Raw genomic sequence first — 13,428 nt, forward strand, 5'->3', positions numbered from 1 at the left:
GCAGCTAGCGGAACATCTGAGGCTTGCGCAGATTCGTTTTCTTAGGGGACTTCTTTAAGGAAGTCTTGGGAATTGTTTTGCTCCATTGAAATTTTTTGAAATCGACGTGGCTTGCGGATAAAAATAAAACCCCTTCATCTAAAAGGCGTTTGCGCTGTTCGCGGTGGTGCTTGCGATCTGCAGGAATGGCAATAAGTCCTTGTGAGTTGACCACTCGATGCCAAGGAAGGTCGTAGGCATCAGAACAGGAATGTAGAATCCAGACGACGCCACGGGCTCCACCAGAGTTCCCTGCTAAAGTGGCAATTTGGCCATAGCTGGCAACACGTCCCTTAGGAATTTTTTTGATAACTTGAATTACTTTCTTAGTAAAAGGCGTCAGTTCGCGGGGCTGTTTAGACTTCATTCCAAAAGCATAGCAGCTTTGAATTCTTGCTTGCAAGCCAGAGGGAATAGCGCTGTAGTAAGTTCATCGGTAAAAATATAATAAATATACAGAAATTATAAAGGAGCACAGATGATGCACTATTTTTTGTTAGAAATGCCAGATTATTGGTTGGATATTGCAGCCCTTATTCTACGTCTTTTTATTGGTGTTTGTTTTGTGATTCATGGCTTGGGTAAGTTGGGTGTTGTGGGCTCTGGAAACATGGCAGGATTTGAAGGCTGGCTAAAGAGTTTGAATGTGCCCTTCCCTGCATTGCAGGCTCGCGCCGCTATGGTGACCGAAATTTTGGGTGGTGTGCTTATTGCCATCGGATTATTTACCCGTGTGGGAACTGTGGCCTGCATTTTCGTGATGCTCGTTGCGGCGGTGGTCGGTCACAAAGGTGGTGGCTACTTAATCACCAACAATCCCCCAGGCAACGAATACACTGTGAACTTAGCGGCCGTCTTAGTTGCGATGACTTTGATTGGACCGGGGGCTTTTTCTTTAGATGCCCTTTTATTCCCTATGCCGCTATAGGCATTCGCAGAGCAGACATCATAAGTTCGCATAAATTCTACATAAAATCTAACATGAAATCTAATAGGCAAGCTATAGATAAAATTGATTGAAATTATCTAAACCTTGCCATTTCTCTATTAAGACTCATATTTAGAATGATTCTGTGTGATCACCTATGTGATCAGATAAATAATCAGAAATAGAAAAGAGAGAATTTATGAAAAAACTCGTATTAAAACAAAGAGGCGATCGTCCACACTGGGTCGGAGACGGCTTTCCTGTGCGCTCAATTTTCACATATAACGATTTAGCCCATCAAATTTCACCATTTTTATTAATGGACTATGCTGGTCCGGCAGAGTTTCCTCCTGCTGAGGATAACCATATTCGTGGAGTCGACTCACATCCCCATCGTGGTTTTGAAACAGTCACTGTCGTTTATCACGGAGAAGTGGAGCATCGTGATTCCTCTGGTGGCGGTGGCATTATCAAACCGGGCGATGTGCAATGGATGACGGCGGCCTCTGGTTTAGTACATGAAGAAAAACATGGTAAAGAATTTTCTAAAAAAGGTGGCCGTTTCGAGATGGTGCAGCTTTGGGTGAACTTACCGCAAAAAGATAAAATGTCGAAACCTCGTTATCAGGGAATTAAAAACGAACAAATTCCTGTAGTAACATTGCACGATGCAGATAAGTCAGATGTGGTAGCTGGAACTTTGCGTTTGATCGCAGGTGAGTTCCGCAATACGTCTACGACAATAGGCCCTGCGAAGACTTTCACGCCGATCAATCTGTGGGATATTCAGGTGAAAGCGGGAAGTCGTGTACGCCTTCCTGTAGTTGAAGGGCGCACGGCGACTTTGTTTGTGTTGAAAGGACAAATTCAAACTCCGTCTGTAGATACGACGGGTGCGTCTGGTCCTTCAGCGGGAGTGACTACAGTAAATGAAGCTGAGCTGGCGATATTTGAACGCTCGTCTACTGAAGTGGAATTTACTGTCACGCAAGATAGCCAGTTGTTATTCATGGGTGGTGAACCGATTGAAGAACCAATCGTGGGTTACGGACCATTTGTGATGAACACAACGGCGGAAATCTATCAAGCTTTCGATGATTTTAACTCAGGTAAAATGGGTGAAATTTCAAATATTGAAGGCACGGAATAGAACGGATCTAATTTAAAAATAAATTTAGTTCGATGACATATCGTGTCCGTAAATAAGGCCTGGCACCCAAAAAAAGAGGGGACCACCGCGGCACGGACGTAGTTAAAATGCCGCAGTGGCTGCAGGAATAAAAGACACGCACCGCCCCCGGTGGTGATCACTCTGTGGCGGAAGAGAGAATTCTCTACAGAGCGTGAAAGTGGATGATGGGATTAAACCCGTCGTCCTCTTACTTTGTAGTAATGCAGATGGCGTTCCATCCCTGCGATGTGGCTAAATCACTTTTAAATCCGATTAAACGGAAATTTGTACGGAATGGCGCTGAGGTCTGGGGTAAAGCAGAACGCTTGCGTGGATTATAGCCCCAAGATAATCTTGTGTATATTTTGGAGACGTCTCATGGCGGGAACCAGTCTTTTAGCATTGATTGATGATATTGCTTCAACATTAGACGATGTTGCAGTGTTAACAAAAGTAGCAGCGAAAAAAACCAGCGGAGTTTTAGGCGACGATTTGGCCTTGAATGCAGAACAAGTGTCAGGCGTAGCTTCTGAGCGTGAGCTTCCAGTGGTGTGGGCTGTGGCTAAAGGTTCGGTGATTAATAAAATTATATTAGTTCCATCGGCCTTATTAATTAGTCAATTACTTCCATGGTTGGTGACACCTCTGTTGATGTTGGGTGGAGCTTATCTGTGTTTTGAAGGCTTTGAAAAAGTTTTCGAAAAACTTCTGCACGCGTGGAATAAAAAATCCAAAAATCAATCTGCTGAATTGCACCTTGTTCCGGATTTGCCCGTGATCGATGAAGCGCAAAAAATTAAAGGTGCGATTCGTACCGATTTTATTTTATCAGCCGAGATCGTGGTGATCGCCTTAGGAACTGTCACGGCAGAGCCTCTGCTAAGACAGTTTTTAGTATTGGCGGGTATTGCGACCGTGATGACGATTGGGGTGTATGGTTTGGTCGCGGCTATCGTGAAATTAGACGATGCTGGTTTATATCTAAATCAGAAACATCATTCGCGCTTCAGTCAAATTCTAGGAAGTTCTATTGTGACTGCGGCTCCTCGCCTGATGAAGGCATTAGGAGTTGTGGGAACCATCGCGATGTTTCTTGTGGGTGGTGGTATCCTTGTGCATGGAATCTCTTACTTGCATCACATGCAAGTTCAGATGTCGAGTGTGACGTCTTCAGGGCTTAGCCTTGTTACAGGAATTGTGGGCGGCGGTTTAGTTTTTCTTTTAGTGAAGTGGATTTTGAAGCCACTTCGCCAGTGGCTCCGTCCCTCATAGTAATTAATAAGCAAAAAGAGAACGACAAGTTTTAACGGCTCCGGTAGGTCGCCAACCGGAAAGAATGCGTTCGACAGTGCGACTCTTAGAGAGCTTCGGTGCAAAATTTAAAACCAAACCTGTACCTGTTAAAACAACGAAACCTAAGTTCGCAAATGGCATTCCGACCATTGAGCCGATTGCCGCTAATACAGAAACACCTGACCCTGTAAATAGAGCCACATTCTTAAATACACTGGCTTGCGATGACCAATTGGGATTCATGCGCTCTAACTGCTGGGTGGCTTTTAAGACTCCGACTTCAAATATACCCTGTGAGGCCGTGGACTTGGCCACCGTCATAAAGAGATTTTCGGTCACTGGAATATTCAATAAAGACATAGACGTACGGATCACCAATAAAAAGCCAGTTTCTAGCATGGCCCAGCGACTGTACATTTCCACTTCGCGCATAGCTCGTTCTGCTCGTGCAGGTTCGAGGCCATCATTAGCAGGAAGTAGGCGTAATCGTTTAGCGGTGTTAACCATTAATACTGAGTTGGCTAACCACTTCATCACCACATCACTTTTTAATTGGATGGCTCCGGACATAGCTCCGGCAAGGCTGCCAATGAGCAGAGCGTGCTCCATTGGAACTCCGGCTCCGATCACAAGACCACTGGAAACCACAGCGGTATTGGCAACAAAACGCACAAAAGACAAAGTCATATTGTAGTTACGTTTAAAGAAGCTGGCCGCATTCGGTGGAGCCACTGTTGTCGCTGCGGGTTTTGATTTGTTATCTGCACGGATTGAGTTTTCAATTTCAGTGGCTACATTTTTTACTGGAGTTTCGAGACTCTGCGGACGAGCATCCGTTGTTTTGACTTCGATACGGAAAAATTCGTTGGTCTCGGGCTGTTGGCGGGTTTTTGCTAAAATTTCTTGGCGCGCGCGATTCAGGTCTTCTGCGGTGTGGATGTCATAACTTTGAACTTCAATATGAACAGTTCCTTCTGGAGTGTTCAACGGAGTTGTGCTCATGAACGTCTGCTGAGGACGAGGATTGGCAGAGTTGATGTTAGAACGGGGGCCAGTCGCCGAACTATTTCCAGAGCCATTGTTATTGGCGTAGGCCGGTAGTCCCGACAATGTCAGCACAACGGTCTGAATTAAGGTGATAGCTAATTTTTGTAGAGCCAATGGCCTATTTTTCATATCAGGGGCTATGTAGCTAAAGTCGTGCCCATTTATAAAGAAATTTAGTAGATCTGAGGTGACTTCAACTGTCTAAACCTTATCTATCATCCGAAAATCGACCCTAAAATGTCGATTTTTCTTAGGCTTTCAGGCAACATAAAACCCATGAGCACCTCATCTGAAACGACAGAAAAAAGAATATGGGAAGAGGAATATAAGATCACCTCTTACCTTGTGAACCTACGTGGACGCGCAGGGCTTTATGCCATTTTAAATTTGATTCAAGATGTGGGCTGGATGCATGCGATTGCGGCGCAAGTACGTCTTCCTGCAAATCTGGCGTGGGTGTTTACTCGCCAAAAGCTCGTGATGTCGCAGTGGCCGAAGTGGAATGAAACTATCAGTATTCGCACGTGGCTGCGCCCACCGGAAAGCGCGGCGTTTATTTTGCGTGATTATGAGATCATTTTAAATGGTCAGGTGATTGGAACCTGCACCAGTACTTTTGCTGTTATTGACACACAAACTCGTAAGATTGCAGCACAAGAGTGGTCTGAATACGAACAACTCTTTCGCACAGGGACTGCATTACCTCATCATCCAGTGAAGATTCCCTATCGTGAGGACGCACAGGATTTAACTGTCTTTGAAGTGCGTAATAGTGACATTGATCTTAACAATCATGTTAACAATACCAAATATGCGAAGTGGATTTTAGATTCTATTTCGATTGATACCCTCCGTGCCGGAGTCGATTTACTAGAATATGAAGTGAACTTCCTAGCAGAAGCAAGGTCCGGAGACCGCGTAACCGTACAAAGCTGTGCCGAAGAAAAGTTAGAAGGCCAAAGCGATAGTGCCACCGCTTTGATTCAGTTCCAAGGCGTACGTGTGTCCGATAAAAAGACCATCTTTACTGCGAAACTTCGCGTAAGATAAAATAAATAAACGAGTAAAAATTATGATTAAGAAAATATCTGTAGCTATGTTGGTTGTCATTTTAGGCCTTGTGGCTTTCGGACCGGGGTGGGTGTATTGGCGTTCTCCGCATGTTCGTCCTGTTGAAATCAGCGAAGATTTTCTGAGCTACGTTCACAATAAAGAAGCGAGTTTTACTGGAGTCAAACAAGATAACAGTTCTTTTTTCGCTTTCAATGCCCCTCAGACTCAGTCAACAGATGTGGCACTCGTTTATCTACATGGTTTTTCAGCGAGTCCGCGCGAGATTTCTCCGGTAATGGAAAGTGTAGGGGCAATGACGAAGTCCCATGTGTATTTTCCTCGCTTAGCAGGTCATGGGTTACAAGACGGGCAGATGTTTGACCTCACGTCTGATGAGTTATTTCAAGATGCAGAAGAGTCATACCAAGTGGCCAAACGCCTAGGAAAAAAAATCGTTTTAGTAGGCACATCTACAGGGGGAACTCTGGCGTTGTGGCTGGCGTCCCGTCATTCTGATATTGCAGGTTTAGTTTTGATTTCTCCGAACTTAGGAATACGCGATCCACGTGGCTTCTTAGCTGGTGGACCTCTGGGGTATTGGATCGCACGCGCAGTAGTTGGACCATATCATCAATGGAAACCACGCAATCCAGAACAAGAAAAATTCTGGACAACGAAGTACAGTGTCAACGGAGTGCGTGCCATGACCGATGTGGTTCGTGAAGTCGAGCGTTTAGACTTTTCAAAAATACAAATTCCAACATTGATGTTGTGGACGGAAAAAGATCGTGTGGTGAATATAGAAAGAGCTAAAGAGCTACTTAGTCAGATGTCGTCTTCAACTAAAGAGTTTGTAGAAATTAAATCTAACAATCATGTCTTAGCCGGGAATATCACATCACCCGAGACAACAAATGATGTTGTTGATGTGGTGTCTAAATTTGTTTTAGATCTAAAATAAACAAAAACTCTTTTGATAGAATTGCTTATTAAGACGAAATAAGCAGGTTTTCGCAAGAGTTGAAAACCAAATGAAATCAAACATTGAATTTCTTGTGTTTTGAATGAGGCCGCCTTATGTGTAGTGAAACATCTATGACTGAGGAGGTCTAAGTATGGATCGTGAAGTCAAAACCGTCATGCACTCGATTAAGTTTAGAACGTTAACTGTAAAAGAAATCAAAATGTTAAATCCAAAGATGAAGGAAGTTACTTTTACTTCAGAAGATTTACAGGATTTTGTTAGCGCGTCTCCGGATGATCATATTAAGCTTTTCTTTCCTTATCCAGATGAAGAGGTGGCGCAAAAACCAGATCTATCAAAAGAAGCGACTGAAAGTAGTCGTCCACCAATTATGCGTGATTATACTCCGCGCGCTTATAATAATGAAAAACAAGAACTCATAATTGATTTCTTCTTGCATGCAGAAGGCGCTGGAGCGAATTGGGCACGTCAAGCGCAAGTCGGTTCAAAACTTCTAATTGCAGGTCCACGGGGATCGCGTGTTGTTCCGTATACTTTTGATGGCTACTGGCTCATCGGGGATGAGTCGTTTATGCCCTCAGTGGCGCGGCGATTAGAGGAAATTCCAGCGGACATCCCTGTGGATGTTGTTTTAATTCTAAATGAGGAAGAAAATAAGATTGCTCTTCCAGAAAGAAAGAATCTCAAGGTACAATGGTTTTATAAAGCGTCGGCCCAGATAGAAGATTATGTTCAAATCTTGTCGGAAAAAGCGAAACCACAAGGGGACTACTACGCTTGGGTCGGCTGTGAAAAACAAATTGCGATGGCCTTAAAAGATGTTCTGGCGAAAAATTTTGGATTTAATCCGGAATGGGTTTCGGCAAAAGGGTATTGGAGTAAATAAGAGTATTATGCGTTCAAAAATCGGTTTCATTTATATTTTAAGTGCGGTTATACAAGTCAGTTCACTCTTAAGCCCAAATTCAGCGTGGGCAGAGCCATCTGATATCTATGTGATCCGTCATGCTGAAAAACCGAATGATGACAGTCAGACACATCTCTCTAAAAAAGGTTATGAACGCGCACAGGCACTAGTTCAGGTTTTCAGTTCTGAAAATAGTCGATTTAAAGTGCCACAGGTGATTGTGGCTCAACACCCTAGAAAGAAAAAAGGCTCGATTCGCTCGATTGAAACGGCCGCGCCTTTGGCGGAGTCTCTGGGCCTTGAAGTTGATACGTCGTTCGAGGTCAAAGATGCCCTCAATATGGCGAGACATGTTCTATCATCTGACGAAACTGATGGAAAAGTTGTTTTGATCGTCTGGGGACATGACGAGATTCCAGACATTGCTAAAGCTTTTGGAGCTAAGAACCTTTCTTATTGGAGGTCTCAGGATTTTGATCGCGTTTGGTATTTTAAATTTCGTAATGGCAAACTAGAGCGATCTGAAAACCTACCAATGCAGGCATTACCCGGCGATTCTAAAAAATAATAAATCGTTCATGTCCGAAAACGGCTAAAAAAATGAAGTTTTTGTGGTAGAACTAAACCATGAAGGCAAAATCTGACATTTATTACAGCGCTATGATAGCACGGGACCCGCGCTTTGATGGCAAGTTCTTCATAGGGGTAAAAACGACAGGCATCTATTGTCGTCCGATTTGTCCCGCCAAACCTAAAAAAGAAAATATTGAATACTTCCACAGTCATATCGAAGCTGAAAAAGCAGGGTATCGTCCTTGTCTGCGCTGCCGCCCTGAAAGTGCGCCGCTGTCTCCGGCATGGGTTGGAAAATCGGCGGTGGTCCAGCGAGCTGTGAAGGTTTTAAATTCGCAGGATACAATCGAGTTCAGTGAAGATCAGTTTGCCGTTCAGTTTGGTGTCAGTGCACGACATTTGCGTCGACTTTTTATAGAGGAAATCGGCAAAACACCTAAGCAATTATCTTTTGAAAATAGACTGAATTTAGCACGCAAGCTGATAACGGAAACCGTGTTGCCGATGTCGGAAGTGGCTTATGCCGCAGGATTTTCTTCCGTTCGGCGTTTTAATGATGCCTTTAAAGATCGTTTTAAAAAGTCTCCGCGGGAAATTCGCAGAGTACCTATTTTAGATGACGAGGGACTCAGCATCACAATTCCCTATCGTCCTCCCTTTGATTTTTCTGGGCTTATGCAATCCTATCAAAGCCATCGCATTGGTCAGTTGGAATGGTTCACCGATGGACAAATGCATCGGGTGATAGAATTTAATGGTAAGGTCGGACAGATCAGTATTAGAAATGATGAAAAGAAGTCCCACTTAGTAGTGAAAATTCAGTTTCCAGATACGTCTGTAATGCACACTCTGATTTCACGGGTACGAAACCTTTTTGATTTAGATTCCGATCCTGCTTTGATAGCTAATGCTTTAGAGTCCGATAGCCAAGTCAAGAAACTCTTAAAAACCTGTCCGGGAATTCGGATGCCGTCGGGGTGGAGTCCTTTCGAGGTGGCCATAGCCACGATACTGGGACAGTTGGTAAGCTTAGAACAAGCGCGCTCTTTAGTGAGTCAGTTGATTGAAATTGCGGGACAAGAAACTCAATATCAAATAAATGGTCAGCGGATAAAACTTTTTCCGACACCACAGCAAATAGTTAAAGCAGATTTGTCCAAATTGAAAACTACGGGACTTCGTAAGCAGACACTGGTTGATTTTTCTAAGGCGATATTATCTGGCGAAATTTCTTTAGAACCAACTCAAGATGTTGAAGAGTTCAAAAAGAAAGTGATGACGATTAAAGGGATCGGTCTGTGGACGGCTCAGTATATGTCCATGAAGGTTTTGCGTGATACGGATTCATTTCCAGCCAGTGATTTGATTTTAAAAAGAGCCCTTGAAATTCATTCCTCTGAGGTCATCGCGGCGATGGCGCCATGGCGAGGCTATGTGGCCGCTCTGTTCTGGCGTGTGTATGCACAAGAGTTAAAGAAAACAAAAAAAGTAAAAGGAAGTTCAACATGATGAAAGTGCAAAGAAAAATTAATTCAGCAGTAGGGGTAATATACTTGGTCGCATCAGAAAAATACTTGCACGGAATTTTTTGGAAAGATCAAAAAATTCAAAAGGAAGAAGCTGCATCTTCAGCTCATTCATCAGCTTCTAAAATTCTAGACAAAACCGAATGTCAGATAGGCGAGTACTTAGCTGGAAAGCGCCAAGAGTTTAATATTCCGATACAGATGGACGGCACCGCTTTTCAAAAGCGAGTGTGGGCACGTTTAGCGCAAATCCCCTATGGCGAGACCAGATCTTATAAGGATATAGCCAAAGAGCTTAAAGATGCGAATGCCAGTCGTGCGGTGGGAACTGCCAATGGGCGTAATCCGATCAGTTTGATTGTACCCTGTCATCGTGTTATCTCTTCAGACGGAACAATGGGCGGCTATGCTGGTGGGCTCAGTATCAAAGAAATGCTACTGAATTTAGAAAAGACAAACATGAAAAAGACAGGAAAACTAAAATGAGCCAGACAACAAATCAGGCGATAAGTCAAAAAATGCAAATTGAAATTTGGAGCGATGTGATGTGCCCATACTGCTACTTAGGGAAGACCAAGTTTGACACGGCACTGGCTCAGCTTGGTAAGTCTTCAGATGTGGAAATCATATGGAAGAGTTTTCAATTAGACCCTTCGATTCCTGATGGAAAAAGTAACCAGAGTAATTATGAATATGTGGCGCAAAAATATGGTTGGTCTTTAGAGCGCAGCAAGCAAGCTCATGCGGGGATTGTGCAGGCGGGGCAAGAGGTCGGATTGGTTTATAACTTTGAAGATATGCAAGTCGCTAACACGCTGAAAGCTCATCGTGTTATTAAATATGCACAAGAAAAAGGGCTGGGGTCAGAGGCCGAAGATCGCTTCTTTAAAGCTTACTTTACTGAGGGAAAAGATATCAGTGATACAGCCACGCTAAAAGAAATTGGCAACAGTATTGGTCTCAGTGATCAGGATGTAGAGGCCGCCTTATCAGAGAACACCTATGCTCAGGCGGTGAACAGTGATATCCAAGAAGCTCGCGCTTTGCAAATTTCAGGCGTTCCATTTTTTATCTTTGATAGAAAGTACGCGGTTTCTGGAGCGCAGCCTCCGGAAATATTTGTACAGGTCTTACAACAGTCTTTGGCCGAATGGTCGCAGGCTCAGTCTGCAGGAATCCAAGATTTATCCACTGAGGATGCAGCCACCTGCAAACCAGACGGAGACTGCGACTAATCTTCTAAATCTTCTTCAGCGGTTTGTTCGTGACTGTTGTCATGAGTATCGCTGTGATCGTGGTCATGAACAGGCGTGGCGCTAGTCTTCCTCGCTGGTTTCGGCGGAGCTGCCGTCGGAGCCTCAGAATTGGGAGTTAATGTTTCCCCTAATGCGGTCATTTTTGGGTCAGGGGGAGGCTCAGCCGTTAAGATCTCTGTCTTCACTGCAGATAAGTTCGGCGATGTGATTACATTGACCAAGGAACGACTGTCATTCATAAGACGACGAAACTCAGCAGAACGTGCAGGTTCACCATGTCGTACGGACCAAACACTCCAGCACGGAGCCGGATAAGGCATATTACTTCCAAAGTTCGGTTCACTCATTTGTGCAGAGGAACCACCACAGGTTTGATAGGCATTTGCGATACGCTGTGAAGCTGGAATATCCGGAGACCGAGAATGACCTGCGGTTGTAGTTCGAACTTCTCCGTAGTAATCGGGCTCTGTTACTGAGGCCATCATATCCGGTAGAACCGCCAACTGTTGCACTCGCCAAGCCAATTCGTCCGAGGTAAAGCCGGCACGCAAATACAAGTGGGCGCCGATAACATCGGCTTCGGCTTCCACACGGGCGGCATTGTGTCGGGATGAATTCGGTTCAACATAATGGCGCATACTCACATGGGCTAATTCATGTGCCACAATCCAAGCCAACTGCGCATCATTCTGCACGCGTAAAACTAAATTAGGATCGATGACCATGGTGCGTGTTTTCGAGTCGGCCCAAGCACGTCCTCCAACGCGGTTGTCGGTGATCCCAATGCAGAAGTTTTCCGGTGCTAGATCCCCATGAAAAACATCGGAATTGTTTTCCATTATATGCTGCATGAGCTGTTGGGTATAACGTACAGTGGAAGGGTATCTATCGCTGAACTGACTGCGATCACAATCTTCTAGTTCAACTGAGGTTTCGCGGCGTAATTCGGTTGTGGCACTTGTTGCAAGTAAAGATACCGCAAATACTAAAAGACCTAAAAACCTCAAAATAGACCTCCTGAAACTAAGAGCTGTTGATAAATTCTTATCGGAGTCATTCTGTTAGAGTTAATTCAGAATAGTCTAAAGATCCTATTATTCTTAAAATTTAGGAAAATAGTCTTCGATGGAACCTCAACTGGTCTCAAATTGAAACAATAAAAACCCAGATTTTTTGAGTTCATTACAATCAGAAAACCTTTTTCGTCAAGCTCAATCACTCAAAAAATTTACGAGTATTCCTATGTAGTTTCATTTGAGGATTCAACTGTTACATAATTACAAATTCAAAGATGCAGCATCAGTTCATGACTTGAACTTAACAAAACTTTCTATCAGTATTCTGCCTTTAAAGCCTGCGGAAGGGGTAGAGTATGTGGAAGCGTCCATTGCAAGTGATCAGCTTGCTTTCTTTGATGGTAAGTTCGGCTGACGCGCTAACTTTAGAAGAGACATTACAATCAGCATTTCAAAAAAATGAAACAGTGGCACAAAGCCGTCAACAGGTCGTACAAGTTGAAGAGCAGATATCACAAGCCAAGGGTTTAGTTTATCCCAGTTTGTCATTAGAAGGTTCGCATTTGATTCAACCGAAGCCAAGTGATCCCGTGGCGGCTCAGTTCTTTCCAGAAAGACAAACAACAGTGAACTTCGCTTTAGTGCAGCCGCTTTTTCGCGGCGGCCGTGAGTTCGCAGCCATTCGCCAACGCAATAATTTATTAGAAGCGCAAAAGCAGGCTCAGACTCAGAATTTAATTAAAGTCTATGTGGATGTGTCATCAGCTTATTTAGATGTATTAGCTGCGGAACAAGATTTAAAAAACCTAAACGAACAACGTGAAATCTACGCTGATCGTGTTAAAAAACTGCAAACACGTAGTCGTCGTGGTGAATCCAGTGCCACAGAAGTATTAACAGCTCAGTCCACAGCAGCAGCTTTAGATGCCGAAGCACAATTGGTGCAGTCACGATTGACGAGTGCCCGTGAAAACTTAGCCGTTCTTTCTGGAGTTCCTGTTGATGCACCACTTGTGGATAAACAAGGCGAAACAACTGACATTAAGCTACGTCCACTCGAAGATTATCTAGCGCGTATTGAAGAGTCGCCGGAAGTGAAAAGCGTCAAAGAGCAACTGGAAGCTTCAGATGAAGAAGTTAGTATTGCAAAAGGCGGACACTGGCCGACAGCTGATCTTTTAGGTAATTACTATTTGGAAAGACCGGATGGGTTCACTAAGGATCTGAAGTGGGACATTCAATTCAAAGTCAGTATTCCATTATTTGAAGGTGGTCTTCGCAGTGCTCAAGTCAGAGAGGCCGTTTCGAAAAAAAGCGTAGCCGATTTAGAGTTAGCACGGCTGCGCCGTTCAAAAGAGGCCGAGATGCGTTCGCTTTATCAGAACGTGCGTCTGCGTGCAGACCAGTTATCTGCTTTAAAAAAATCAGCCGAGTTAGCTGAAAAAAATTATAAAACAGTGTTGCGTGATTCGCATTATGGACTTAGCCGTAATATCGATGTGCAAATGGCGTTAACAGACTATCGCTCGATTCGTCGTACATACGATCAGACGCGATTCCAAGCCAGATTAGATTTAATTAAACTCGAATCGTCAGCATTGTACTTACCAGCTGTCGTCACGAAAGAGATGTAA

The 13,428-nt window shown here is 44.0% G+C and carries 15 protein-coding genes; 12 read left to right on the top strand and 3 right to left on the bottom strand.

The genetic code is table 11. The features are described from left to right. Positions 1-4: 4 nt before the first annotated feature. Complete coding sequence (locus A11Q_RS01565; protein ID WP_015469024.1) at positions 5-406, bottom strand: MGMT family protein; 402 nt, start codon at positions 404-406, stop codon at positions 5-7. 111 nt (positions 407-517) lie between these two features. Between A11Q_RS01565 and A11Q_RS01570 the strand changes: the two genes are divergently transcribed. The 4 genes from A11Q_RS01570 to A11Q_RS01580 all read left to right on the top strand — a co-directional run bounded on the left by A11Q_RS01570 (position 518) and on the right by A11Q_RS01580 (position 3,410). Beyond that, positions 518-967 carry a DoxX family protein gene (locus A11Q_RS01570; RefSeq protein WP_051056721.1) on the top strand — a complete coding sequence of 150 codons (450 nt, stop codon included), beginning with the start codon at positions 518-520 and terminating at the stop codon, positions 965-967. A gap of 199 nt (positions 968-1,166) precedes the next feature. Beyond that, on the top strand, positions 1,167-2,117 hold the full coding sequence (locus A11Q_RS01575; protein ID WP_015469026.1) for a pirin family protein: 951 nt from the start codon (positions 1,167-1,169) through the stop codon (positions 2,115-2,117). 203 nt (positions 2,118-2,320) lie between these two features. After that, positions 2,321-2,479: a hypothetical protein gene (locus tag A11Q_RS13835; RefSeq protein WP_235044627.1), complete on the top strand. Its 159-nt coding sequence runs from the start codon at positions 2,321-2,323 to the stop codon at positions 2,477-2,479. 37 nt (positions 2,480-2,516) lie between these two features. Next, positions 2,517-3,410 (top strand): DUF808 domain-containing protein, encoded by an 894-nt coding sequence (locus tag A11Q_RS01580; protein WP_015469027.1) that lies wholly within the window; start codon positions 2,517-2,519, stop codon positions 3,408-3,410. A 3-nt stretch (positions 3,411-3,413) separates the two neighbouring features. Here A11Q_RS01580 and A11Q_RS01585 read toward each other — a convergent pair whose 3' ends face one another. Then, positions 3,414-4,607 carry a hypothetical protein gene (locus A11Q_RS01585; RefSeq protein ID WP_015469028.1) on the bottom strand — a complete coding sequence of 398 codons (1,194 nt, stop codon included), beginning with the start codon at positions 4,605-4,607 and terminating at the stop codon, positions 3,414-3,416. A gap of 147 nt (positions 4,608-4,754) precedes the next feature. Between A11Q_RS01585 and A11Q_RS01590 the strand changes: the two genes are divergently transcribed. From A11Q_RS01590 to A11Q_RS01620, 7 genes are all read left to right on the top strand, one after another. Continuing rightward, the gene (locus A11Q_RS01590) at positions 4,755-5,528 is read left to right on the top strand and encodes an acyl-[acyl-carrier-protein] thioesterase (RefSeq protein ID WP_015469029.1); all 774 of its coding nucleotides are present in this window, start codon (positions 4,755-4,757) and stop codon (positions 5,526-5,528) included. 22 nt (positions 5,529-5,550) lie between these two features. After that, entirely contained in the window at positions 5,551-6,492 is a 942-nt protein-coding gene (locus A11Q_RS01595; RefSeq protein ID WP_015469030.1) for an alpha/beta hydrolase, read from the top strand. A gap of 154 nt (positions 6,493-6,646) precedes the next feature. Beyond that, positions 6,647-7,402, top strand: coding sequence for a siderophore-interacting protein (locus tag A11Q_RS01600; protein WP_015469031.1), 756 nt, complete (start codon positions 6,647-6,649; stop codon positions 7,400-7,402). Positions 7,403-7,409: 7 nt separating this feature from the next. Further along, positions 7,410-7,991 (top strand): histidine phosphatase family protein, encoded by a 582-nt coding sequence (locus A11Q_RS01605; RefSeq protein WP_015469032.1) that lies wholly within the window; start codon positions 7,410-7,412, stop codon positions 7,989-7,991. 59 nt (positions 7,992-8,050) lie between these two features. Beyond that, positions 8,051-9,505, top strand: coding sequence for a DNA-3-methyladenine glycosylase 2 family protein (locus A11Q_RS01610; protein WP_015469033.1), 1,455 nt, complete (start codon positions 8,051-8,053; stop codon positions 9,503-9,505). Next, positions 9,502-10,008 carry a methylated-DNA--[protein]-cysteine S-methyltransferase gene (locus tag A11Q_RS01615; RefSeq protein WP_015469034.1) on the top strand — a complete coding sequence of 169 codons (507 nt, stop codon included), beginning with the start codon at positions 9,502-9,504 and terminating at the stop codon, positions 10,006-10,008. The genes A11Q_RS01610 and A11Q_RS01615 overlap by 4 nt, the downstream gene beginning before the upstream one ends. Then, positions 10,005-10,757, top strand: a complete 753-nt coding sequence (locus A11Q_RS01620) for a DsbA family oxidoreductase (RefSeq protein WP_015469035.1) — start codon at positions 10,005-10,007, stop codon at positions 10,755-10,757. Before A11Q_RS01615 ends, A11Q_RS01620 begins: the two co-directional genes overlap by 4 nt. Here the strand turns inward: A11Q_RS01620 and A11Q_RS01625 are convergent. Further along, complete coding sequence (locus A11Q_RS01625; protein WP_015469036.1) at positions 10,754-11,785, bottom strand: M48 family metalloprotease; 1,032 nt, start codon at positions 11,783-11,785, stop codon at positions 10,754-10,756. The two genes, A11Q_RS01620 and A11Q_RS01625, sit on opposite strands and share 4 nt — an antisense overlap. A 365-nt stretch (positions 11,786-12,150) precedes the next feature. On the opposite strand from A11Q_RS01625, the gene A11Q_RS01630 reads away from it, so the two are divergent. Then, positions 12,151-13,428 carry a TolC family protein gene (locus A11Q_RS01630; protein WP_015469037.1) on the top strand — a complete coding sequence of 426 codons (1,278 nt, stop codon included), beginning with the start codon at positions 12,151-12,153 and terminating at the stop codon, positions 13,426-13,428.

The sequence above is a fragment of the Pseudobdellovibrio exovorus JSS genome (genome assembly GCF_000348725.1).
GTDB classification, from domain to species: domain Bacteria; phylum Bdellovibrionota; class Bdellovibrionia; order Bdellovibrionales; family Bdellovibrionaceae; genus Pseudobdellovibrio; species Pseudobdellovibrio exovorus.

What these genes read in the sequence shown, in the direction of transcription:
- A11Q_RS01565 (WP_015469024.1), bottom strand. Translation starts at nt 406, where the DNA reads ATGAAGTCTAAACAGCCCCGCGAACTGACGCCTTTTACTAAGAAAGTA.
- A11Q_RS01570 (WP_051056721.1), top strand. Translation starts at nt 518, where the DNA reads ATGATGCACTATTTTTTGTTAGAAATGCCAGATTATTGGTTGGATATT.
- A11Q_RS01575 (WP_015469026.1), top strand. Translation starts at nt 1,167, where the DNA reads ATGAAAAAACTCGTATTAAAACAAAGAGGCGATCGTCCACACTGGGTC.
- A11Q_RS13835 (WP_235044627.1), top strand. Translation starts at nt 2,321, where the DNA reads ATGATGGGATTAAACCCGTCGTCCTCTTACTTTGTAGTAATGCAGATG.
- A11Q_RS01580 (WP_015469027.1), top strand. Translation starts at nt 2,517, where the DNA reads ATGGCGGGAACCAGTCTTTTAGCATTGATTGATGATATTGCTTCAACA.
- A11Q_RS01585 (WP_015469028.1), bottom strand. Translation starts at nt 4,607, where the DNA reads ATGAAAAATAGGCCATTGGCTCTACAAAAATTAGCTATCACCTTAATT.
- A11Q_RS01590 (WP_015469029.1), top strand. Translation starts at nt 4,755, where the DNA reads ATGAGCACCTCATCTGAAACGACAGAAAAAAGAATATGGGAAGAGGAA.
- A11Q_RS01595 (WP_015469030.1), top strand. Translation starts at nt 5,551, where the DNA reads ATGATTAAGAAAATATCTGTAGCTATGTTGGTTGTCATTTTAGGCCTT.
- A11Q_RS01600 (WP_015469031.1), top strand. Translation starts at nt 6,647, where the DNA reads ATGGATCGTGAAGTCAAAACCGTCATGCACTCGATTAAGTTTAGAACG.
- A11Q_RS01605 (WP_015469032.1), top strand. Translation starts at nt 7,410, where the DNA reads ATGCGTTCAAAAATCGGTTTCATTTATATTTTAAGTGCGGTTATACAA.
- A11Q_RS01610 (WP_015469033.1), top strand. Translation starts at nt 8,051, where the DNA reads ATGAAGGCAAAATCTGACATTTATTACAGCGCTATGATAGCACGGGAC.
- A11Q_RS01615 (WP_015469034.1), top strand. Translation starts at nt 9,502, where the DNA reads ATGATGAAAGTGCAAAGAAAAATTAATTCAGCAGTAGGGGTAATATAC.
- A11Q_RS01620 (WP_015469035.1), top strand. Translation starts at nt 10,005, where the DNA reads ATGAGCCAGACAACAAATCAGGCGATAAGTCAAAAAATGCAAATTGAA.
- A11Q_RS01630 (WP_015469037.1), top strand. Translation starts at nt 12,151, where the DNA reads ATGTGGAAGCGTCCATTGCAAGTGATCAGCTTGCTTTCTTTGATGGTA.